Origin of the sequence: Pseudomonas yamanorum, from assembly GCF_013386765.1 — a bacterium.
Taxonomy (GTDB): Bacteria; Pseudomonadota; Gammaproteobacteria; order Pseudomonadales; family Pseudomonadaceae; genus Aquipseudomonas; species Aquipseudomonas yamanorum_A.
Genome location: NZ_JACARE010000037.1, coordinates 1 through 22,873 on the forward strand (window position 1 = coordinate 1; position 22,873 = coordinate 22,873).

The 22,873-nt window shown below is 60.2% G+C and carries 21 protein-coding genes and 2 tRNA genes; 12 read left to right on the top strand and 11 right to left on the bottom strand.

The window, feature by feature from the left end; all coding sequences use genetic code 11:
* Window positions 1–282: 282 nt before the first annotated feature.
* The 5 genes from HX875_RS25170 to colR all read right to left on the bottom strand — a co-directional run bounded on the left by HX875_RS25170 (window position 283) and on the right by colR (window position 4,056).
* Window positions 283–513, bottom strand: a complete 231-nt coding sequence (locus HX875_RS25170) for a hypothetical protein (RefSeq protein WP_177046750.1) — start codon at window positions 511–513, stop codon at window positions 283–285.
* Window positions 513–1,229, bottom strand: coding sequence for a lipopolysaccharide kinase InaA family protein (locus HX875_RS25175; RefSeq protein ID WP_177046752.1), 717 nt, complete (start codon window positions 1,227–1,229; stop codon window positions 513–515). Before HX875_RS25175 ends, HX875_RS25170 begins: the two co-directional genes overlap by 1 nt.
* A 4-nt stretch (window positions 1,230–1,233) precedes the next feature.
* On the bottom strand, window positions 1,234–1,914 hold the full coding sequence (locus HX875_RS25180; RefSeq protein ID WP_177046754.1) for a class I SAM-dependent methyltransferase: 681 nt from the start codon (window positions 1,912–1,914) through the stop codon (window positions 1,234–1,236).
* Window positions 1,915–2,102: 188 nt separating this feature from the next.
* Window positions 2,103–3,383, bottom strand: coding sequence for a sensor histidine kinase (locus tag HX875_RS25185; RefSeq protein ID WP_177046756.1), 1,281 nt, complete (start codon window positions 3,381–3,383; stop codon window positions 2,103–2,105).
* Window positions 3,373–4,056, bottom strand: coding sequence for a two-component system response regulator ColR (gene colR / locus HX875_RS25190; RefSeq protein ID WP_003208587.1), 684 nt, complete (start codon window positions 4,054–4,056; stop codon window positions 3,373–3,375). The genes HX875_RS25185 and colR overlap by 11 nt, the downstream gene beginning before the upstream one ends.
* A 201-nt stretch (window positions 4,057–4,257) precedes the next feature.
* Here colR and HX875_RS25195 point away from each other — a divergent pair, with 201 nt between their 5' ends.
* From HX875_RS25195 to HX875_RS25215, 5 genes are all read left to right on the top strand, one after another.
* A complete protein-coding gene (locus HX875_RS25195) occupies window positions 4,258–6,207 on the top strand; it encodes an LTA synthase family protein (RefSeq protein WP_177046758.1) in 1,950 nt (649 codons plus the stop codon).
* Between the two features lie 54 nt (window positions 6,208–6,261).
* Window positions 6,262–6,993, top strand: coding sequence for a phosphatase PAP2 family protein (locus tag HX875_RS25200; protein WP_177046760.1), 732 nt, complete (start codon window positions 6,262–6,264; stop codon window positions 6,991–6,993).
* A 74-nt stretch (window positions 6,994–7,067) separates the two neighbouring features.
* On the top strand, window positions 7,068–7,766 hold the full coding sequence (locus HX875_RS25205) for a response regulator transcription factor (RefSeq protein ID WP_177046762.1): 699 nt from the start codon (window positions 7,068–7,070) through the stop codon (window positions 7,764–7,766).
* Window positions 7,756–9,051 carry a sensor histidine kinase gene (locus HX875_RS25210; RefSeq protein WP_177046764.1) on the top strand — a complete coding sequence of 432 codons (1,296 nt, stop codon included), beginning with the start codon at window positions 7,756–7,758 and terminating at the stop codon, window positions 9,049–9,051. Before HX875_RS25205 ends, HX875_RS25210 begins: the two co-directional genes overlap by 11 nt.
* 117 nt (window positions 9,052–9,168) lie before the next feature.
* Complete coding sequence (locus HX875_RS25215; RefSeq protein WP_177046766.1) at window positions 9,169–10,596, top strand: glycosyl hydrolase family 8; 1,428 nt, start codon at window positions 9,169–9,171, stop codon at window positions 10,594–10,596.
* Window positions 10,597–10,666: 70 nt separating this feature from the next.
* Here HX875_RS25215 and groL read toward each other — a convergent pair whose 3' ends face one another.
* The 4 genes from groL to HX875_RS25235 form a co-directional block, all read right to left on the bottom strand.
* A complete protein-coding gene (gene groL / locus HX875_RS25220; RefSeq protein WP_177046768.1) occupies window positions 10,667–12,313 on the bottom strand; it encodes a chaperonin GroEL in 1,647 nt (548 codons plus the stop codon).
* Between the two features lie 50 nt (window positions 12,314–12,363).
* Window positions 12,364–12,660, bottom strand: a complete 297-nt coding sequence (locus HX875_RS25225; protein WP_003208599.1) for a co-chaperone GroES — start codon at window positions 12,658–12,660, stop codon at window positions 12,364–12,366.
* A gap of 248 nt (window positions 12,661–12,908) precedes the next feature.
* On the bottom strand, window positions 12,909–13,385 hold the full coding sequence (locus HX875_RS25230) for an FxsA family protein (protein WP_177046770.1): 477 nt from the start codon (window positions 13,383–13,385) through the stop codon (window positions 12,909–12,911).
* Between the two features lie 66 nt (window positions 13,386–13,451).
* Complete coding sequence (locus tag HX875_RS25235; protein WP_177046772.1) at window positions 13,452–14,183, bottom strand: HugZ family pyridoxamine 5'-phosphate oxidase; 732 nt, start codon at window positions 14,181–14,183, stop codon at window positions 13,452–13,454.
* Window positions 14,184–14,258: 75 nt separating this feature from the next.
* On the opposite strand from HX875_RS25235, the gene HX875_RS25240 reads away from it, so the two are divergent.
* Window positions 14,259–15,017, top strand: a complete 759-nt coding sequence (locus tag HX875_RS25240) for an SDR family oxidoreductase (protein WP_177046774.1) — start codon at window positions 14,259–14,261, stop codon at window positions 15,015–15,017.
* Between the two features lie 15 nt (window positions 15,018–15,032).
* On the opposite strand, the gene HX875_RS25245 is transcribed toward HX875_RS25240, so the two are convergent.
* Window positions 15,033–16,040: a DUF481 domain-containing protein gene (locus tag HX875_RS25245; protein WP_177046776.1), complete on the bottom strand. Its 1,008-nt coding sequence runs from the start codon at window positions 16,038–16,040 to the stop codon at window positions 15,033–15,035.
* 154 nt (window positions 16,041–16,194) lie between these two features.
* Between HX875_RS25245 and HX875_RS25250 the strand changes: the two genes are divergently transcribed.
* From HX875_RS25250 to HX875_RS25265, 4 genes are all read left to right on the top strand, one after another.
* Complete coding sequence (locus HX875_RS25250; protein WP_177046778.1) at window positions 16,195–16,557, top strand: MGMT family protein; 363 nt, start codon at window positions 16,195–16,197, stop codon at window positions 16,555–16,557.
* 43 nt (window positions 16,558–16,600) lie between these two features.
* Entirely contained in the window at window positions 16,601–18,142 is a 1,542-nt protein-coding gene (locus tag HX875_RS25255) for an AmpG family muropeptide MFS transporter (protein WP_177046780.1), read from the top strand.
* Between the two features lie 179 nt (window positions 18,143–18,321).
* Window positions 18,322–20,037 carry a proline--tRNA ligase gene (locus HX875_RS25260; protein WP_003208614.1) on the top strand — a complete coding sequence of 572 codons (1,716 nt, stop codon included), beginning with the start codon at window positions 18,322–18,324 and terminating at the stop codon, window positions 20,035–20,037.
* 20 nt (window positions 20,038–20,057) lie between these two features.
* On the top strand, window positions 20,058–21,011 hold the full coding sequence (locus tag HX875_RS25265) for a hypothetical protein (protein WP_177046782.1): 954 nt from the start codon (window positions 20,058–20,060) through the stop codon (window positions 21,009–21,011).
* Window positions 21,012–21,115: 104 nt separating this feature from the next.
* On the opposite strand, the gene dinB is transcribed toward HX875_RS25265, so the two are convergent.
* Window positions 21,116–22,174, bottom strand: a complete 1,059-nt coding sequence (gene dinB, locus HX875_RS25270) for a DNA polymerase IV (protein WP_177046791.1) — start codon at window positions 22,172–22,174, stop codon at window positions 21,116–21,118.
* 291 nt (window positions 22,175–22,465) lie between these two features.
* Between dinB and HX875_RS25275 the strand changes: the two genes are divergently transcribed.
* Together HX875_RS25275 and HX875_RS25280 are read left to right on the top strand one after the other, a co-directional pair.
* Window positions 22,466–22,542, top strand: a tRNA-Met gene (locus HX875_RS25275).
* 206 nt (window positions 22,543–22,748) lie between these two features.
* Window positions 22,749–22,825, top strand: a tRNA-Met gene (locus HX875_RS25280).
* The last annotated feature ends 48 nt before the right edge of the window (window positions 22,826–22,873 follow it).

The window sequence follows — 22,873 nt, forward strand, 5'->3', positions numbered from 1 at the left end:
CGCGCCGGGCCATGGATGGCCCGTCGCGGCGGCCCGCGGAACCGGGCCTTCGTTCCGGCATGCCGAGCCTAAGCGAGGCACCGAGTGGTGGGGCAAAGACCTTTTGGTTACTTTTGGCTGGGCCGGCATTCCGGGCGTTTGCCAAAAGTGACCCGCTGTAAGAGCGGAACCATAAGTAGCCGTTACCTAAATAACGGATATGTACTCAATACCCCCCCAAAAAACCAAGCCCAAATAAAAGGCCTCGAACCAGCGAGGCCTTTTATTTGGGCTTCAATCTCTTCAACTTTGTGGCCTCATCCCTTGGGACATCCCAAACATGAACAACAACAACTCATGATCAGGCTTGGCCGTAACACCGACCTTGGCGATCCGCGGCATCGGGCATTGCTGCCCGGCACCCTGCACCGCACTGAGGACTTGTGTCCGGGGCTGCTCCCAAGCAGCCAGGGCCAGGGCCGCTATGCCCAACGCCCCCAACAGAAACAAACCTCGTGCAATTTCTAGCTTCATTACGTTAAACCTTTGATAGCGCTGCCAAACGCCGTCTCGTAAAAGTAGCTGAGTTTTTTCCAGTCCGTAGAATTCCACGACGAATGGCGACGCAATTGCAGCATGTCATGCCGAGCCGCCCGCAACGCGGTCAACCGCTGGCGGCACTTCTCGAAATCCAGCAACGCCACTTCCACCTTGGCCGCATCGCCCTCGCCCGTGACCCGCACAAAAATATGCTTGATATACAGGCAACCATGCTGCCAACGACCCTTGTGCATCCGCGCCAGGGTACCGGCCAATTCCTTGAGCAGGCGCTCGTGCACCAACTCACCGTACTGCTCACGACCACCCGCGGCGTACCAGTTTTCGATCTCGTCGAAACCGTCCAGCGACGCCGTCACCAGCAACGCCTTCCATTGGTGTTCCGGGTCGCGGCGGGCTTCGCAGAACACCAGTTCCGGCACGCGTACATCCAGCAAACGCAGGCCCTTGAGGGCATCGCGCTCACGCAACACAGTGGGGCGTCCAAAAGGATGGAGCCAACTGCGGTAGATATGGCCGGTCTGGCGCTTGCTGTAGAGCAAACGACCATTGGTGCCCATCACCCGTTGCACACCACTTTCACCGCCACGACGACGATTGGGTTCCTCGACCCACTCGCCCTGCTGGCGCCAGAAATAATCAAATCGCTCCTCGGGAGCTACTTCACTACCTGCTAAACACTCGACAGCCATCCTGTTACCTCTTGCGCAATACATACACTCGCCACATGGCGTAGAGCGGTATGAAGTCCAGTGATTCCTGAATACGGAAACCGGCTTGTTCAAACTCTGCTTCAACAGTAGCAGCCGGTAACACGAATCGATTTTGGTAACCTTCCTGCTCACCCTTTTTGCGACGGCGCACTTCGGCGCGCTTGCGTTTCCAGGCCTTGAAGTTGCCGTCCACCCACAACGAGATAATCACGCTGTCGCGGGTAACACGTTGAAACTCACGCAGTATTGTCAGCCTGTGCGCGGGATCACCGATGTGGTGCATCAAGCGCATGCAGAAAATGCTGTCGACTGCGTTGTCTGGCAAATCAATATCAAAAGCAGACGTCTGCAAGGGCCGTACCCGTTTCACCACATCCGCCGGTTGGGCGACAGTGGCGATCTTCAACATCGACGCTGAATTGTCGGCGCCGATGATCACACGGTTGGGCTTTTCTGCCAGCAGCGGCCAGAAACGCCCCGCCCCACACGGTAAGTCCAGCACCAGGCCAGGCTCACCGGCCATGGCCAGCGCACCCCGCGCCAATTGCTCGTCGCGTTTGTGGGACAACCGGCGAGCCAGATTGTCCTGATGCTTGAGCAAATATTTCTGCGCGTGTTGATCGTCGTACTTTTCGGAAAATTCGAGCTTGGTCGGAGTAGGCATCAACGGGTCCCCAGTTACTGATGCCTACAACCCTAAGCAGAATCCTGTGATCAACAGGTCAACACGTTGTGAAAAACTTGTCCTGTCGAATCCTATACATTACAAAACTTTGCAGATACAAGTCGTGGCATGTTGCCATCTTCGGCGAAAAATGGGGATTCTGCCGCAGGATAGCGGCAGGACAGGTATCAGGGTTTGACCGGGCTCAACTCGACATGAAAGCGGCAGCCATTGGGCTCCATGGTACTGAGGCTGACGCTCCAGCCCTGGTTTTCGCAGATGCGCTGGACCAGGGACAGCCCCAGGCCCAGGCCTTCGCCGCGCTTTTCACTGCCGCGCACAAATGGCTCGAACATCGCTTCGCGCTTGTCCTCGGGAATCCCCACGCCGGAGTCTTCCACCACGAAGCCACTCGGCTCCAGGGTGAGGCGGATAAAGCCACGTTCGGTGTAATGCAGTGCATTACGCAGCAGGTTGCCCATCACCGCGTGCAGGAAGGTTGCGTTGTAGCGGGTATCCAACGGTGCGCCGGGCTGATAGACCAACTCAAGGCCCTTGTGCTCGATGGGCTCACGCCAGATTCCCAGCAGATCGTCGGCCACCTGCGCCAGGTTGGCCTGGGGCGACATGCCCGCCTCCTCGCGCTGGGCACGGGCCAGCATCAGGAAGGTCTGCACCAGTTCGCGCATTTCTTCACAGGCCCGCGCAATGCGTTCAACCTGTTTGCGGCCGCGCTGATCAATGGCCGGATTCTCCAGCAACAATTCGCAGGAACTGGCGAGCACCATCAGCGGAGTACGCAACTCGTGGCTGACATCACTGGTAAACAGCTGCTCCCGGGACAACGCCTGGCGCAAGCGGCCCAGGGTCGCGTCGAAGGCCACGGCCAACTCGCCCACCTCATCCGCCGCATAATCCGGGGCCAGGGGCGGCGCCAGGCCAAGTAACTGGTCGCGATGGCGTACCTGGCGGGCCAGGCGCACCACCGGCGCCATGACCTTGCGGGCCAGCACCCAGCCGAGGAACACCGCCAGCGCGAGGCTGAGCACAAACCCCACCAGCACCACGGCAAACAGAACGCGCTCGCGCTCTTCGAAATCACTCTGGTCTTGCAGCAGGACATAGCGGCGACCGTCGACGATTTCGACCATCGCGTGGTAGGAAAGCTGCTCGCGGAACACCTCGTGAAAACCGGCGTCCAGGTGGCGCAAGTCTTTGGGCAGCTCGAAATCGCCGGGGCCGCCGCTGAAGTAGAACAACTGGTCGGGCTCGGGACGGTGGCTCCAGTCCTCGACGCTGTCCATCAGCAGCAGGCGTTGCAAGTCACCGCCCAGGCCTGCCGAAATGAGCTTTTCTTCCACCAGGTGCACCGTGGCGACGATGCCCATGGCGAAGGCCCCCGCCACCAACGCGCTCATCAAGGCGAAGGCAATGATGATCCGCTGGGCAAGGCTTTGCTTAAACTCCATCACGACCCTCGGCCAGGCGATAACCCACACCGTGCACCGTTTGCAGCAACGGTTTGGCGAAGGGTTTATCGATCACCTGACGCAGTTGATGGACATGGCTGCGCAAGCTGTCGCTGTCCGGGCAGTCATCGCCCCACAGGGCTTCTTCGAGAATTTCGCGGCGCAACACGTGAGGGCTTTTTTGCATCAGCACCGCCAGCAGCTTCAGGCCGACCGGGTTGAGCTTGAGCAGGCGCCCTTCGCGGGTAACCTCCAGAGTGTCGAGGTCGTAATTCAGGTCACCGACCTGCAACGCACGGCGACCGCCGCCCTGGGCACGGCGCAGCACCGCTTCGATGCGTGCGGCCAGTTCCGACAGCGCAAACGGCTTGAGCAGGTAGTCATCGGCGCCGGACTTGAAGCCCTGCAGCCGGTCGTCCAACTGGTCGCGGGCAGTGAGCATGATCACCGGCGTGTCGCGGCGGGCATCTTCGCGCAGGCGTTTGCACAGGGTGTAGCCATCAATGCCAGGCAGCATGATGTCGAGCACGATCAGGTCGTAATGTTCGGTGGCAGCCAGGTGCAGGCCCGACAAACCGTCCTGCGCACAGTCTACGGTGTAGCCCTTCAGCCCCAGGTAATCGGCCAGGTTGGCCAGAATATCGCGGTTGTCTTCAACCAATAAAATTCGCATGGGCAGTGTCTCCGTACGCGGTAACGGCCGTGTTGGCTCGCGCAGCTTAAGGCCAAGTATGGCTCACGGCTAGGCCTGAAGGCCGCGCCGATTACTGTTTTCAACCGATTGCGGGTGTTAACGAGTTTTTCACTATAGGTTCACAACCTGACTACAGTGTCAGCGCGAAGATCGCGCCCATCGAAAATAAGGAACATTGCCATGGGCTTTCCAAAAACGGCGCCAATGCGCTATTTGCTGTTGGTGACCGGTGCCTGGCTGGTGGTTTTTCTACTGACCCGCATCCTGCTGCTGGTATCCCACCTGGACGAAGTCAGCGGCAACCTGCTGCCGGTATTCGGTGTGGGCCTGCTCTATGACCTGGGCTTCCTCGCCTATGCCGCCCTGCCCCTGGGCCTGTACCTGTTGCTGTGCCCACCAGCGTTGTGGCGCCGCCGTGGCCATCGCTGGTTCCTGCAGGCAGTCCTCACCGTCAGCCTGTTCGCCATGCTCTTCACCAGCGTGGCGGAGTGGTTGTTCTGGGACGAGTTCGGCGTGCGCTTCAACTTCATTGCCGTGGATTACCTGGTTTACTCCAAAGAGGTGCTGAACAACCTGCTGGAGTCGTATCCGATCGGCAAGCTGCTGAGCCTGCTGGCCGTGATGGCCATCGTCCTCAGCCTGGCTTTGCGCAAAGCGTTCAACGCCGCGATGAATGCACCATTGCCTGCCATGCGCAAACGCCTGATCAGCGCCCTGGGCCTGTTGCTGGTGGCCGGCCTGAGCCTGCAATTGATCAACCAGGACCGCCCGCGCAGCCAGGGCGGTAACGCCTACAACAACGAACTGGCGAGCAACGGCCCGTATCAGTTCTTCGCGGCCTTCCGTAATAACGAACTGGACTACAACCAGTTCTACAAGAGCCTGCCGGCCGATGTGGTCGCCAAGCAGTTGCGCGCCGAACTCAGCGAGCCCAATGCACGGTTTATCGGCACTGACCCGCTGGATATCCGTCGCGCCATTACCAACCCGGGCACGCTGCGCAAACCCAATATCGTGCTGGTGACCATCGAAAGCTTCAGTGCCAAGTACATGGGCAGCAACGGCGACGCGAATAACCTCACGCCCAACCTCGACGCGCTGCGCAAGCAAAGCCTGTACTTCAATAACTTCTACGCCACCGGCACCCGCACCGACCGCGGCCTGGAAGCCATCACCCTGGCCATTCCACCGACGCCGGGACGCTCCATCGTCAAGCGCATCGGCCGTGAAAGCGGCTTCGGCAGCCTGGGCCAACAGCTCAACGCCGTTGGCTATGACAGCGTGTTTGTCTACGGTGGCCGTGGCTACTTCGACAACATGAACGCGTTTTTCAGCGGCAACGGTTACCGCGTGGTTGACCAGAGCAGCGTGCCCGAGTCAGAAATCAGCTTTAAAAACGCCTGGGGCATGGCTGACGAAGACCTCTATAAACAAACGCTGAAACTGGCGGACGAAGACTACGCCAAGCAGCAACCCTTCCTGCTGCAACTGATGACCACCTCCAACCACCGCCCCTATACCTACCCGGCGGGCCGCATTGATATCAAATCCGGCGACGGTCGCGACGGCGCGGTGAAGTACACCGACTACGCCATCGGCCAGTTCCTGGACGCGGCGCGCCAGAAGCCGTGGTTCGACAACACTATCTTTATCTTCGTCGCCGACCACACCGCAGGCAGCGCGGGCAAGGAAGACTTGCCGATGGTCAATTACCAGATTCCGCTGTTCATCTACGCCCCCAAGTTGATCGACGCCGGCGAGAACGCGAAGCTGGCCAGCCAGATCGACCTGGCGCCGACGCTGCTGGGCTTGCTGAACCTGAGCTACGAGTCGACGTTTTTTGGCCGCAACCTGCTGCAGGACAACCCGCTGCCGCCACGGGTAGTGGTGGGCAATTACCAATACCTGGGATTGTTCGACGGTAACGACCTGGCGATCCTCAGCCCGCGCCAAGGCCTGCGCCGCCATGACCAGGCACTGGGCGACAGCCACGAGTCCCAGGTTGGCAGTGATGACCCGTTGATCCAGCGCGCCATTACCTACTACCAGGGCGCCAGTTACGGCTACAAACAACAGTTGCTGAGCTGGAAGACGCCCAAGGACGAAGTCCCCCAGGTGAGTGCACGCTAACCAAAACGCCCTGGCCAGGACTGTCCGGGGCTTTTTTTAGAGTTTGAGTTCGCCATGCAAGCAGTCGCTGTTCGTCCCGTTTCCAACCCCCTCAACTTCTGGCTGGGCCTCGGCGTGCCTGCGGTGTTGGCGGTGCTCATGCTGTTGCTGGAGCTGACATCGCTGGACATGGACGTGGCCAAGTTGTTTTACAACGCTGGCGAAGGCGGCTTCGTGGGCCGGCACAGTTTTTTTCTGGAGGACATTCTTCACGATCGCGCCAAGCAGATGGTGATCGTGTTTTCGGTATTGGCCATCGCCGGGTTTGCCGGGGCATTTGTGGTGGAGCGGCTCAAACCCTATCGCCGGGAACTGGGTTGCCTGGTGTTGTCGCTGGCACTGGCCACCTCGTTTGTATCGCCGTTGAAGACCGTGACCGCAGTGCAATGCCCGTGGAGCGTCAAGGAGTTTGGCGGCCAGGAGACCTACAGCGAACTGCTGAGCCCCCGACCGCCCACCGACAAACCCGGGCGCTGCTGGCCGGGCGGGCATGCGGCCACCGGCTTTGCCTTGTTTGCGTTGTTTTTTGCCCTGCGGGATCGCCGGCCGAGGATGGCGCGTTGGGCATTTATGTTTGCCCTGGGGCTGGGCACGGTGCTTTCGGTGAGCCGCACGATGCAAGGCGCGCACTTTCTTTCCCATAACGTGTGGACGGCGATTTTCAGCTGGCTGATCTGTTTGGGGGCGTATTACTTCTTGCTGTACCGGCCAGTCAAAACATCCCCAATACAGGCCGCAACCGCGTGATGAACAGCCCTTGCCTCGCCGGGGGCAAGGGCGCAACACTCTGCGCACTTTTCTGGCAACGATCCCGCTGAGCCATGTCCGATACCCTGCTGCTGATCGAAGACGACCTGCCCCTGGCGGCACTCACGGCCGAGTTCCTGCGCGCCGAGGGATTTACTGTCGCGGTGGAACACCGTGGCGACCGCGCCGCCCAGCGTATCCGCGATGAACAGCCGGCACTGCTGATCCTCGATGTAATGCTGCCGGGCATCGACGGTTTTACCCTGTGCCGCCAGATTCGCGACCACTACCCCGGGCTGATCCTGATGATGACCGCCCTGGACGAGAACGCCGAACAGTTGGTGGGGTTTGCCGCCGGGGCCGACGACTATGTGGTCAAGCCGATCGACCCTTTATTGTTGTTGGCGCGGATCCGCTCGCTGCTGCGCCGCCATCCTCAGGCACACCGCAGTTACTATCAGTGGGGCACTTTTCGGCTGGACCTGAACAACCACTTCGCGTGGCTTGGCGAGGCGCCCTTGCAGTTTTCGGTGGCCGAATTCGAGCTGCTCGCCATCTTCGCCCGTCACTGCGGCGTATTGCTCACCCGGGAAAAACTGCTCCAGCGCCTGCGCGGCCTGGAGTACGACGGCCTGAATCGTTCGATTGACATGCGGGTATCGCGCTTGCGCAAAAAACTGATGAGCCTTGAGTGCCCCGTGACCATCCAGACCATCACCGCCCAGGGATACCTGTTCGTCGAGATCCCGACGGGGAGCCAGCATGCTGTCTAAAGTACGCCCATGGATGGCCATCGCAGCCGGTACCAGTTGGGCGGCCCTCACCCTTTACCTGTTGTGGCTGTGCACGAACGCTGCGGTGTTTATCGGCGACTACAGTTTCCTGCGCCTGATGGCCGGCCCGGGTTATCTGGTGGCCGAGCAACTCAAGGCGTTGCCCGCCGAACAGCGCGAGGCGCAGATCGAGGCGCTGCAAGCGCGCTTTCAGTACCCGGTGAGCCTGGTGAAAAAGGATGATATTGAGCTGCCGCCGGAAGCCCTCGTCATGCTCGACCACCATCAACCGGCACAGAACAGTGATGAAGACATCACCTACTTCCCGCTGGACGACGACACGGTGATTCAATTCGGCCCCCTGTGGGGCACCGCCGAAGTGAAGGACCTGATGCAATACCCGGTGTATTGGCTGACCGCCTGTGTCGCCGGCCTGCCGGTCATGCTGTTGCTCTGGCTCACCTTGCGCGCCCGACGCAAATACACCCACGACCTCAACACCCTCAACGCCAGCGTTGCGGCACTCGCCCGCACACCCAACACGCTGCTGCCGGCGATGAGCCAGGAGTGGGCCCCGCTGCTGCTGACATTGCGACAGCATGCCCAGGACATCACGTCGATGGGCGAACGCCACCGCGAGGTTTCCCAGGCGGTGTCCCACGAACTGCGCACGCCCCTGGCCCGGATGCGATTTGCCCTGGCGCTGCTGAGTAAAAGTGCCGACCCTGACACCCGCATCCGCCTGCAAGAGCGGCTGCAAACCGACATCGAGGAGCTGGAGTCGCTGGTTCGCGCCAGCCTCGCCTTTGCGCGGCTGGCCGATGCACCCAGCGACCTGCAGCATGAGCCGATCAATATCCGTGACTGGCTGCAACAGGAGTTTGCCCTGCTGGACGGGCACCATCGCTTGCTCACCCTGGACACCAACCCCGCCGACCTGGAGCTGATCGGTGATCGCGCCCTGCTGCACCTGATCGTGCGCAACCTGCTGAGCAACGCCATCACGTACGCCCGCGAACAAGTGAACGTCAGTGCCTCGTGCCAGGGCCAACACCTGGTGCTGCATGTGGACGATGACGGCCCCGGTGTGTTGCCGGAAAACCGCGAAAAGATCTTCGAACCCTTCGTTCGCCTGGCCATGGGCGGTGACGAGCCCAGCGGGTTTGGCCTCGGCCTGGCGCTGGCCAAGCGAGCCTGCCATTGGCACCACGGGGAGCTGTCGATCACCCGCAGCCCATTGGGCGGCGCGCGCCTGACCCTGACCCTGGCGCTGCGCCCGGGTTAGGCTGTTACAGCCTGTGACAGTGGAACCTGCGCGCTGCCGCTAACCTCGCGACCTGATTCAGGATCGCCCGCGCCATCCTGAGTCCATGCCCTTTGGATCAGGTTGGAGAGTCACTTCATGCGTCACCCTAAACGGCATCTGTCTACGCTGGTGTTATCACTGTGCATGGCCGCTGGTTCCTGGTCGGGCAGCATTGCAGCCCAAAGTGTTCACGCGCCCTATTACCCCGGCTCGATCCTGCCCAATCGCCAGCCCCAGGCGATCATGGATCAGCAACTGGTCAGGTTCTACAAGGACTGGAAGGCGGTGTATCTGTCGGGGGAATGCGGCAGCGGCCGGTATTTCGTCAAGGTCAACGCCGACCACAAACCAGTGGGCGGTGGCACCGCGCCCGGCACCATCACGGTGTCCGAGGCCCATGGCTACGGCATGCTGCTCACGGTGATGATGGCCGACTACGATGACGACGCCCAAAAAATCTTCGACGGCATGGTGCGCTACTTCCAGGATCACCCGGCGGCCTCCGATCCGGGCTTGATGGCCTGGAACCAGATCGAAGGATGCGGCGATTCCACCGACCCGTTCCGCGGTGACGTCAGCGCCACCGACGGCGACCTGGACATCGCCTACGCCTTGCTGCTGGCCGACCAAAAATGGGGCAGCCAGGGCACCGTCGATTATCGCAACGAGGCCAACACCGTCATGGCCGCGATCATGAAACACGAGGTGCACCCCAGGACGCATCATTTGATACTCGGCGACTGGGCCGGCACCGACGGCGACCCTGAGCTTGAGTACACCACCCGCAGCTCGGACTTCATGCAGTCGCACCTCTACAGCTTCTTCGCCATGACCGGGGATAAACGCTGGCAGGCGGTTCGCGACAAGAACTATTCGATCATCAGCGCCTTCACCCAACGCTACAGCGCCAACAGTGGCTTGGTGCCGGACTTTATCAGCCACCTGGACACCTCGCTCACCCCGGCGCGCCCCGAGTTGGTGGAAGGTCAATACGACGGTGGCTACTCATGGAATGCCGCCCGCTACCCGTGGCGCATCGGCCTGGATTACCTGATGTACGGTGACCCTCGTGCCCTGTACACCTTGACCGCCTTCAACCGCTGGGCACGCTCCACCACCCACGATGAGCCGGGCGCGTTCAACAGCGGCTACCGCATCGACGGCAGCGCCATCGAGGAAGACCAGAATGAGCCGGCCTTTGTGGCGGCATTGGGGGTCAGCGCGATGATCAGCCCCGACAATCAGCCGTGGCTCAATAATATTTGGGACAACCTGCAACGCCGGTCCATCAGGGATCAGGACTACTACGGCAATACCCTGAAACTGCTGGGCATGGTGATCATGTCCGGCCATTGGGAGCGGCCCCAACCGGCGCCCATCAAAAAAACCGCGCACGTGCCTGTCGATCCGCCATCCGGCATTGCTGCACCGGGACCCGTGGCATCTTTGCCGCCCGCCCCGCAGCTGATGCTGGCCCGCGGGTTCAGTTTCAAGAAACTCCTGGGGCGCCGCGGCTTCAGCTGAGGTACGCACATAAAAAAACCCCGCCTGCATCGCTGCAGGCGGGGTTTTTCAGTAGCGGGGTAAGGCTGGCTTACATCATGCCGCCCATGCCGCCCATACCACCCATGTCTGGCATACCGCCGCCGCCAGCGCCTTCAGCCTTAGGCTTGTCAGCAATGGCTGCTTCGGTGGTCAGGATCAGGCCACCGATGGAGGCTGCTGCCTGCAGAGCCGAACGAGTCACCTTGGTAGGATCCAGGATGCCCATTTCGATCATGTCGCCGTAGACGCCAGTCGCAGCGTTGTAACCGTAGTTACCTTTGCCGTTCTTGACTTCGTTGACCACAACGCTTGGCTCGTCGCCGGAGTTGGCAGCGATCTGACGCAGCGGTGCTTCAACAGCACGACGCAGTACAGCGATACCGACGTTCTGGTCGGCGTTGTCGCCGGTCAGGTTGGTCAGGGCTTCCAGAGCACGGATCAGCGCAACGCCACCGCCAGGTACCACGCCTTCTTCAACGGCTGCGCGGGTTGCGTGCAGGGCGTCTTCAACGCGGGCTTTCTTCTCTTTCATTTCAACTTCGGAACCAGCGCCAACCTTGATCACTGCAACGCCGCCAGACAGCTTGGCCAGGCGCTCTTGCAGTTTTTCACGGTCGTAGTCCGAGGAAGTTTCGGCAACCTGGGCACGGATCTGAGTGATGCGAGCCTGGATGTCCTGATCAACGCCAGCACCGTCAACGATGATGGTGTTTTCCTTGGAGATGGTCACGCGCTTGGCACTGCCCAGGTTTTCCAGGGTGGCGCTTTCCAGGCTCAGGCCGATCTCTTCGGAGATAACGGTACCGCCGGTCAGTACGGCGATGTCCTGCAGCATGGCCTTGCGACGGTCGCCGAAGCCTGGAGCCTTGACGGCTGCGACTTTAACGATGCCACGCATGTTGTTCACAACCAGAGTCGCCAGGGCTTCGCCTTCAACGTCTTCGGAAACGATCAGCAGTGGGCGGCCGGCTTTGGCAACGGCTTCCAGCACTGGCAGCATTTCGCGGATGTTCGAGATTTTCTTGTCAACCAGCAGGATCAGCGGGCTGTCCAGCTCGGCAACCATGGTTTCTGGCTTGTTGACGAAGTACGGGGACAGGTAGCCACGGTCGAACTGCATGCCTTCAACAACCGACAGTTCGTTTTCCAGGCCAGTGCCTTCTTCAACGGTGATCACGCCTTCTTTACCGACTTTTTCCATGGCTTCGGCAATGATGTCGCCGATGGAGCTGTCGGAGTTGGCGGAGATGGTGCCTACCTGAGCGATGGCCTTGGTGTCGGCGCATGGCTTGGACAGGTTTTTCAGCTCGGCAACAACGGCGATGGTCGCCTTGTCGATGCCGCGCTTGAGGTCCATCGGGTTCATGCCGGCAGCGACAGCCTTGTAGCCCTCGTTGACGATGGCCTGGGCCAGAACGGTAGCGGTGGTGGTGCCGTCGCCTGCGTCATCGTTGGCACGGGAGGCAACGTCTTTGACCAGCTGCGCGCCCATGTTTTCGAAACGGTCTTCCAGTTCGATTTCTTTGGCGACGGAAACGCCGTCCTTGGTGATGGTCGGAGCGCCGAAGCTCTTCTCGATGATCACGTTACGGCCTTTAGGGCCCAGGGTCGCTTTTACTGCGTCAGCCAGGACGTTTACACCGGCGAGCATTTTCTTACGGGCGGAATCGCCGAATTTAACTTCTTTAGCAGCCATGATCGATATTCCTTAAATACTTTGTAGTAACGGGAAGATGAGCGGGGAAATCAGCCTTCCAGAACAGCGAGAATCTCGTTCTCAGCCATTACCAGCAGGTCTTCGCCGTCGATTTTCACAGTGTTGCTGCCGGAGTAAGGGCCGAAAACAACCTTGTCACCCACTTTCACAGCCAGCGCACGTACTTCACCGTTTTCCAGGGTCTTGCCTGGGCCAGCAGCGAGAATCACACCGTGGTTGGCTTTTTCAGCAGCCGAACCTGGCAGCACGATACCGCCAGCGGTTTTCTTTTCTTCTTCACTGCGACGGATGACGACGCGGTCATGCAGAGGACGAAGCTTGCTCATTGTCGATCTCTCCTAATTGTGTTTTTCATCAGCCGGTGTCAATTCCGGCAGGTTAAATTCCGGCGGTGCCGGTCGCGGTTCGCGGCGCGAAACGCGGAAGTCTGTCTGGTGTCGCCACCAGAAACCTTGCGGTGACCGTTACATAAGGGCGCATAAGGTTATTACAAGGGTGCAGAGATGAAAATTTTTGTGTCGGGGGAGTCTTCAAACGCCGCACGGCACCCGCAGGTGCCGTGCCGCTGAAGGGATTACTTGGGGTCGCGGTGTTCGAATTCGCCTTCGATCACGTCACCTTCACGCCCCAGAGGCTGGCGCGGGGCCGGACCACCACGGGGTTGCAGGTCGTCGGCAAAGGCGCGCTGGCGGATCGCCGCCTCTTCGGCACGCTGGCGCATCTTGCCCGCCAGCAACTTGCGGGTGAAGGGCAACAACATGACCAGGCCCACCACATCGCTGATAAAGCCCGGGAGGATCAACAGGCCACCGGCCAAGGCCATCATCAGGCCTTCAAGCATGGTCTGGGCCGGCAGTTCGCCGCGATTCAGGCTTTCACGGGCACGCAGCGCCGTGGCCAGGCCGGCGACGCGCAGCACCAGCACGCCGAGCATCGAGCCGAGAATGATCAGCAGCAGTGCCGGGAAAAACCCGATTGCGCTGCTGACTTGTACGAATACGAACAGCTCCAGCACCGGAAACAACAAAAAGAGCAACAAAAAAGGGCGCATCAAATGGTTCCTCAACGCAAGAATGCCTTGCTACTTCACCTTAGATGACGTCGCCGTTTCGTGAATTCAAGCTTCAGCGCCTGCTTTTTTCGGCCAGACCTCAGCGTGAGCCAGGAAAACCAAGGCCTCGCGCACTTGTGTCGGCGTGTTGCAAGGCTCGGCAAAGGGTAGCCAATAGAGCGCCTGGCCGATGCGCAGGTGCATGCCCTCGCTGTCGATGCCCGCCAATTGCGCGGGATCGGTGGTCGGCAGGCCTGCCAGTTCGACGTAATGGGCGATGGCCTTGGTGTGGTCGCTGTTCATGTGTTCGATCATGCTCAGCTCGGCCTTGCCGGCGAACGGGTTGGCCAGGGTCAACTGGTCGACCCAGTGGATCGCGCCAAACCCACCGATATAACGGTGGCGTACCGGCTTGAGCACCCAGAAGTCAAAATCATGGGCCTTGTGGTAGTTGGCCGAATCCGGGAAATAGCGGTAGTAACGCTCGGCGGCGGCGTCAATCTCGGCACTGTCTTCGAGTTTCTCGGCTTCGGCCAGGTAGGTCAGGCGCCCTACCGCCTGCACGTCGTCCGCCTCACGCTCACCCACCAACAGCGAACACTTGGGGTCTTTCTGCAGGTTGTGGGTGTGCTGGGCGATGCGGCTGATCAGGATCAGCGGCCGGCCCTCGGCATCCAGGCAGTACGGCACCACTGAGCCAAACGGGAAACCGGGCATGGCCTTGGACAGGGTGGCGAGTGCCCCACGGTATTCCTTGAGCAGTAGTTCTCGGGCATTCTTGGCAACGTGCGCGCTCAACTTATGACTCCTTTGATAAATATCGTCAAAAAATAAACCTGGATAGTCGCTTCATTCTGCCCACAGGACTTGCGAATGCATCTCAACGACAAAGTAATCATTATCACCGGCGGTTGCCAGGGTTTGGGCCGTTCCATGGCCGAGTATTTTGCAGCCAAAGGCGCGCACCTGGCGCTGGTGGACCTCAATCAGGAAAAGCTCGACCAGGCGGTGGCCGCCTGCCAGGCCCATGGCGTGAAGGCCCGGGCCTACCTATGTAACGTGGCGAATGAAGAACAGGTGACCCAGACCGTGGCACAGATCGCCGAAGACTTTGGCGCGATCAACGGCTTGATCAACAACGCCGGGATCCTGCGCGATGGCCTGCTGCTCAAGGTCAAGGACGGCGAGATGACCAAGATGAGCCTGGCCCAGTGGCAGGCGGTGATCGACGTCAACCTCACCGGCGTCTTCCTGTGTACCCGTGAAGTGGCGGCAAAAATGGTGGAGCTGAAGAATCAGGGCACCATCATCAACATCTCATCGATCTCCCGCGCCGGTAACGTCGGCCAGACCAACTACTCCGCCGCCAAGGCCGGCGTGGCGGCCGCTACCGTGACCTGGGCCAAGGAACTGGCGCGCTACGGCATCCGCGTGGCGGGCATTGCACCGGGGTTTATCGAGACGGAGATGACCCTGGGCATGAAGCCCGAGGCACTGGAGAAGATGACCTCGGGCATTCCCCTCAAGCGCATGGGGCGGCCCGAGGAGATTGCCCATTCGGCGGCGTATATCTTCGAGAACGACTACTACACCGGGCGGATCCTGGAAATGGACGGCGGGTTGCGCCTGTAATGACCCGATGGCCCTTTACCAGGTGACGCCGAACCCAGCGGTATAGCGGGTCTTGCTCAACGCGCTTTCCGAGTCGCCACTAATAACGTCGCGCTCGGCCTTGAGGTTGAGAGAGGCCCACTCGGTGACTTTGTAGCGCAGGCCCATTTCCGCGTCCAGGGAATAGTCGGACGGCCCTGCCAACGGCTTGCCAAGCTCGCCATTGGTGAAGAATTCGACGGTCTTGCCCACCAGGTAGCGGTTGTAGTTCCACTTCATGGCCAGCGAGTAGAAGTTGTCCTTGCCGCCGTCCTGATATTCGTAATCGGTGCGGTTGACCAGCGAACCCAGGGAGAACGCACCCAGTTCGTCATCCCAGAACTGGTAGCCCGGGCCGGTACCCACCGTGCGCTGGCGAGACAGGTCTTCGACCTTGTCGCGCTTGTAGGTCAGGCGGCCCTGCCAGAACCAGTGTTCGGTGAGAAACCGGTCCAGGTCGTATTCCAGCGCCCAGTTGTCGGTGGTGGTCACATCGTCCTGGAATTCGCGGTTGTATTCGCCCTGGGCGGTATGCCGCCATTGGCCATGACGCGCGGTAGTCTTGAAGTCGATGTCGTAGTCGTTGGTGTCTTTTTCCGCACGCTTATAGTCCAGCGCCATATCGACATTGCCCTTCCACACCAGGTCTTCGATCACGGGTTTGGGCTTGATGATCTGCTGGATACTGGCCAGTTCGACCGTCTTGGGCGCTTCGCCGTTGGCCAGGGTGACTTTGCCGTCATCCGCCGCCTGCAGGGACTTGGCCTTCTCACCGGTATAGGCATCCTGCTTGACCAGAAGCTCCTGGTCACTTTCCAGGGTCTTGACCTGCTTCCAGTCCACCGGGATGGCGCCAGCGTAGTCGGTCTGGATCAACAGTTTGCCACCGTCGAAAACCTTGATCTTGCCGGTCAGGCGGTCACCGTTCTTCAACCAGACGGTATCGGCGAGCAGCGGCGTGGAGGCGCTGAAAACAGCGAGGCATAGCAGGGTTCTGGACAACATAAGCAGATATGGGGCTCGAGTTTGGCGAAAAAACGGGCATTATCGGGGTGGATAACTTCTTAGCAAGGACTGACTCGGGTATTGCTATCGAGTTCCATGCTTAACGTTAGATTTGCAGACGTTTCCTACAAATAGACGAACATTTTCATCGGATATGCCCAGCGTGAACGAAACGACCGACGCCCCGCAAAGCCCGGCCGAAATGCGCCGCACGGTGCTGTACCTGACTCTCGCCCAAGTGCCTGAGGGCTGCGTAATCAGCTACGGGGAGCTGGCGCGCCTCGCCGGTTTGGGGCGCGCCGCGCGCTGGGTGGGCCGTACCCTGAGCCAACTGCCCGAGGACACCAAACTGCCCTGGCACCGGGTGCTGGGTGCCGGCGGTCGGATAAGTCTGCCGGTGGGCAGTGCCTCAGGTGACGAGCAACGCGCGCGTTTGCGCGGCGAAGGTGTCAGCATCCTGAACAATCGTGTTGATATTCAGCGTCATGGCTGGCGCCCGGTAGAGCACAGCGGTTAGAGTGCGCGCTTTATTTGCGTAATTCTGAGGCAGACTCCAGCCCATGCCCCGTAAAACCTGGCGCGCCGCGCTCGCCGCCTATGCCAGCCCCTCGACGTTAGTGCTGTTGCTGCTCGGCTTTGCTGCCGGCTTGCCTTACATGTTGGTGTTCTCGACGCTTTCGGTGTGGTTGCGTGAGGCCGGTGTGGCCCGCGAAACCATCGGTTATGCGAGCCTGATCGGCCTGGCATACGCCTTCAAGTGGGTCTGGTCGCCCTTGCTCGACCAATGGCGCCTGCCGCTGCTCGGCAAGCTCGGACGTCGTCGTTCCTGGCTGGTACTGTCCCAGACGCTGGTGATCCTCGGATTGATCGGCATGGGGTTCTGCGATCCGCAAAAGCACCTGTCCTGGCTGATCGCCATCGCCGTGATCGTCGCCTTCGCTTCCGCCACGCAAGATATCGCCGTCGACGCCTACCGCCTGGAAATCGCCAGCGACAGCCAGCAGGCCGCGTTGGCCGCCAGCTATATGTCCGGTTATCGCGTGGCCGCCCTGCTGGCCACCGCGGGTGCACTGTTTTTCGCTGAAGGCTTTGGCTCCACCGGCTTCAATTACAAGCACTCGGCGTGGGCTGGCACTTATGTGCTGTTCGGTGCGCTGATGGTGCCTGCGTTGCTGACCACCCTGTTCATGCGCGAACCCAATGTGCCACTGCGCACCCAGTTACAGGCCGGGCGCTACAGTTTTGCGCACCAGTTGGTCTCGGTGTTCGTACTGATCGTGCTGTTGGTGTCGGTACCGGCGATGTTTACCCAGCTGTACAACACAGACTTCGCCAGCGTGCTGTTCCACGGCGTCAGCCTGCTGGATCTGCTGCTGGAAGACCGCGCGTTCCTGCGGGCCATCCTCTATATCATCCTGACCACCCTGTGCCTGTCGACCATGGGTCGCCGAGGCCTGGCGCCGGTGCTCACGCCGGTCAACGACTTCATCCTGCGCTACCGCTGGCAAGCCTTCCTGCTGCTGGGGTTGATTGCGACCTATCGGATGTCGGACACGGTGATGGGCGTGATGGCCAACGTGTTCTATATCGACCAGGGGTTTACCAAGGACCAGATCGCCGGCGTCAGCAAGGTGTTCGGCCTGATCATGACCCTGCTGGGTGCCGGCATGGGCGGCCTGCTGATCGTGCGCTTCGGCATCCTGCCGATCCTGTTTATCGGCGGCATTGCATCGGCCGGTACCAACCTGCTGTTCGTGATGCTCGCCGACATGGGCCCGGACCTGCAGATGCTGATTTTCACCATCTCCCTGGATAACTTCAGCTCAGGCATGGCGACCTCAGCATTCGTCGCGTACCTGTCGAGCCTGACCAACCTGAAATTCTCTGCCACCCAATACGCCTTGCTCAGCTCGATCATGTTGCTGCTGCCACGCTTGATCGGCGGGTATTCAGGGGTGATGGTCGAGAAATTCGGTTACCACAACTTCTTCCTGGTCACCTGCCTGCTGGGTGTGCCGACGCTGATCCTGATCGCCTTGCACTGGTTCCAGGAAAGCCGGCGGATTCGCTTGAATCCTCCCGAGGAAAACGAATCACTGTAGGAGCTGGCTTGCCCGCGATAGCATCACCGCGGTGCAACTGATACACCGTGTTGCCTGCATCGCAGGCAAGCCAGCTCCCACAGAAGCCCCGCTCCAGCAACCAGATGCCTGTACGTCGGCAGCAAGCGCCCGTACAATCCAAAGTCATTTAAAGTCCAAGCAACCGACAACGGCCTACCATGCGCACCAGTCAATATTTGCTCGCCACACAGAAAGAAACGCCTTCCGACGCGGTCGTGATCAGCCATCAGCTGATGCTGCGCGCCGGCATGATCCGCAAACTGGCCTCGGGCCTGTACACCTGGCTGCCCATGGGCTTGAAGGTGATGCGCAAGGTCGAAGCCATCGTTCGTGAAGAAATGAACGCTGCCGGCTCTCTGGAAGTGTTGATGCCGAGCACCCAACCGGCTGAGCTGTGGCAGGAATCCGGGCGCTGGGAAGAGTACGGCCCTGAATTGCTGCGCTTCAAGGATCGTCACGGCCGCGATTTCTGCGCCGGCCCGACCCACGAAGAAGTCATCACCGACCTGATGCGCAACGAGTTGAGCAGCTACAAGCAGCTGCCCCTCAACCTGTATCAGATCCAGACCAAGTTCCGTGACGAAATCCGCCCACGCTTCGGTTTGATGCGCGGCCGTGAATTCATCATGAAGGACGCCTATTCGTTCCACGCTGACCAGGCGTCCCTGCAGGTCACCTACGACCGCATGCACACCGCCTATTGCAACGTGTTCACCCGCCTGGGCCTGAAATTCCGCCCGGTTGAAGCGGACAACGGTTCCATCGGCGGTGCCGGCTCCCACGAGTTCCACGTGCTGGCCGAATCCGGTGAAGACGATATCGTGTTCAGCAACGGTTCCGACTACGCGGCGAACATCGAGAAAGCCGAAGCCGTGCCACGGGAAACTTCCCGCCCTGCGCCAAGCGAAGAGCTGCGCCTGGTGGACACGCCTGAGACCAAGACCATCGCGGCCCTGGTGGAAAAATTCAATCTGCCGATTGAAAAGACCATCAAGACCCTGATCGTGCGTGCCGAGGAAGAAGGCAAGCTGATCGCCCTGGTGATTCGTGGCGACCACGAGCTTAACGAAATCAAGGCCGCCCAGCAGCCAGGCGTTGCCAGCCCGCTGGTCATGGCCACCGACTCCGAACTGCGCGACGCCATTGGCGCCGGCGCCGGTTCCCTGGGTCCGTTGAACCTGCCGCTGCCGATCATCATCGACCGTTCGGTTGAGCTGATGAGCGACTTCGGCATCGGTGCCAACATCGATGACAAGCACTACTTCGGCGTGAACTGGGAACGTGACCTGCCGGTTCCGACCGTGGCCGACCTGCGTAACGTGGTAGCCGGCGATCCAAGCCCGGATGGCAAGGGCACGCTTGAAATCAAGCGCGGCATCGAAGTCGGGCACATCTTCCAGCTGGGCAACAAATACAGCAAGGCGATGAAGTGCGAAGTGCTGGGCGAGAACGGCAAGCCGATCACCCTGGAAATGGGCTGCTACGGCATTGGTGTTTCCCGCGTGGTTGCGGCTGCCATCGAGCAGAACAACGACGAGAAAGGCATCATCTGGAGCGACGCCCTGGCGCCATTCCAGGTTGCCCTGGTACCGCTGCGCTACGAAACCGAGCAAGTACGCGAAGCCACCGACAAGCTGTACGCCGAACTGACGGCTGCCGGCTTTGAAGTGCTGCTGGATGATCGGGACAAGAAAACCAGCCCGGGCATCAAGTTCGCCGACATGGAACTGATTGGCATCCCGCACCGGATCGTGGTCAGTGACCGCGGCCTGGCCGATGGCAATCTGGAATACAAGAGCCGGACCGAAGCCGAAGCCCAACCGTTGCCGGTGGCTGACGTGCTGTCTTTCCTTCAGGCGCGTATTCGTCGCTGAAAACCAGATCAAGAGTCGTCATGTTCAAGCGAAACACCATAGCCCTGGGGGGCGCCACGTTATGTGGCGCCCTGCTGGTCAGCGGCTGCGCCAACCAGATGTCGCAACGCAGCGAGCACGAGGAACGCATCGAGCGCAAATTGCTCGATCACAGCCTGCAGATCGATGTGGGCGAGCCCAAGGTGCTGGAGCTGCCGCAACGCCGGGTTCGCATTCACGAGCAAAAGACCTTTGAGGTCACCGAATTCGAAGTCACCCGTCGCTACGACCGCTACACGCCCTACCAGCCTTGGCGCAAACTCTATGAGATGCCCCTTGGCGCGGTTGCGCTCGTGGCGGGTGTCGGCGCCAACGTGGCGAATATCTTCGCCCTGGGCAACCTGCCTGCGAGCATGACCCGCGACTGGCTCAGCTACGGCGTGGACGGGATCAACCCGTTCATGAACGTGCAATCCAACGGCCGTGCGCAACAGAACCTGGCGGGCATCGATGAAGTCCAGCGCGACAAGCGCGTGGAGTATTCGAGCCTGCCCTGGAGCGAGCGCCCGGTGCAGGTGACCGCCGGCAAGCAAACCTTTGACCTGACCACCGACCGTAATGGCGTACTGCGCCTGAACCTGTTGGACAGCCCGTTTGCCGAACATGACCTGAACCGCATCAGCACCCTGAAGATCAGTGTTGAGGATGCCCAGGATGACGTGCATTCGGACTCGTCACTGGCCATCAGCAGCACCCTGCGGGGCAAATTGCTCGAAGCACATGCGCTGATCTACGACGACCTGGAAGACGACGAGGTCAACGAGTGGGTGCACCGGGTCAAGCGCCTGTCGGAGCTGGGCCTGGAAGAGGAAGCCAGTGAGCTTGAACAAAGCCTGATCGAGCTGACCCGTAATGATCCGGAGCTGCAGCAGGAATTCCTGCAGGCCTTGACCAAGGATGCAGGTCGCCTGGTAGCAGACCCTGAGGCACGCTAACCTCCCGTAGCAGCTGTCGAGCCCCAGCGAGGCTGCGTCAGCGGTGTCCCTGATACACCGCTGACGCAGCCTCGCTGGGGCTCGACAGCTGCTACGCGGATAACCTACCAACACAGCTCAAGCTGCTCGTTGCCGTTACTCAAATCCAGCAATCGAACCCCAATCCCCAGCAATCGCACCGGCTTGCCGCCGCGATTGAACGCCTGGGTCAACAGCTGCCGATAACTCTCCAGGTCCCGCCCTGCTCCGGCCTGTTCCAGGGTCGTCTGGGTAAAGTCGTGAAACTTCACTTTGACGAACGGCTTGCCCGCCCGATAGCTACTGTCGATGCGCGCCATGCGCCCGGCGAGGGTGTCCATCAGTTCAGGCAATTTTTCCAGGCAACTGGGCAGGTCCGGCAGGTCGACATCGTAGGTATTTTCCACACTGATGGACTGCCGCCGGCTGTCGTTCTGCACCACACGGTCATCGATCCCACGAGCCAGGCTCCAGAGGCGCTCGCCAAAGCTGCCGAATTCACGCACCAGCGCCAGCTTGTTCCAGTCCCGCAGTTGCAGGCAATCCTCAATCCCCAACCGCGCCAGCTTGTCAGCCGTGACCTTGCCCACGCCGTGGAGCTTTTTCACCGGCAGCGCCGAGACAAAGTCTTCGACCTGGTCGGGGGTGATCACAAACAATCCGTTGGGCTTTTTCCAGTCGCTGGCGATCTTGGCGAGGAACTTGTTCGGCGCCACGCCCGCAGAAACGGTGATGTGCAATTGGTTGGAGACCCGCCGGCGAATGTCCTGGGCAATGCGCGTGGCACTGCCGCCGAAATGTGGGCTGTCAGAGACGTCCAGGTAGGCTTCGTCCAGGGACAACGGTTCGATCAGGTCGGTGTAGTCGCGAAAGATCGTCTGGATTTCCTTGGACGCTTCTTTATAGGCATCCATGCGCGGTTTGACGATGGTCAGGTCCGGGCACAGCTTCAAGGCGTGCCGGGACGACATGGCCGAACGTACACCGTAGGCCCGCGCCTCATAGTTGCAGGTGGCGATCACCCCGCGCCGGTCTGCCGAGCCGCCCACCGCCAGCGGTTTTTGCGCCAGGGTCGGGTCGTCGCGCATCTCGATGGCGGCGTAGAAGCAATCACAGTCGACGTGGATGATTTTGCGCTGCGTCATATATAAGGCAGTGGTTCTGGGCAGAAAACGAACAGGCGGGCAGTATCTCACTCACACCTGTATATAGCACCAGTAGTTTGAATCTTCCGCCTAAGCGGTGGGAAAATTCGCACATGAATTCATTTTCTCAATCGAAACTCACCCCCCGATAGAGCTGAAAGCCTCGGCCAGACTGGCCCGCAGGCCCATCAAGGGGCCACCTTGGAGAGCTAACCGATTGAACCACAAGCGCTTTTCTTTGAATCAGCGGTTGACACACTCGCGTTCCTCTGTAGAATGCCGACACACAGACGCGGGATGGAGCAGTCTGGTAGCTCGTCGGGCTCATAACCCGAAGGTCGTCGGTTCAAATCCGGCTCCCGCAACCAAACATCAAAAAAGGCTACTCGAAAGAGTGGCCTTTTTTGTGCCTGTCTGTTTTAGCCCTCTTTTCGATTGTCTGACAAAAAACCTTTTCCAATCGCGCACTTACCACCCGTGCGTGACAATCCGAGGCTAATTCGCACTTATTTGACCCATCGGCCGATTAACGGTTGACACCCCGGCGTTGCTCTGTAGAATGCCGCCACACAGACGCGGGATGGAGCAGTCTGGTAGCTCGTCGGGCTCATAACCCGAAGGTCGTCGGTTCAAATCCGGCTCCCGCAACCAAACATCAAAAAAGGCTGCTCGAAAGAGTGGCCTTTTTTGTATCTGACG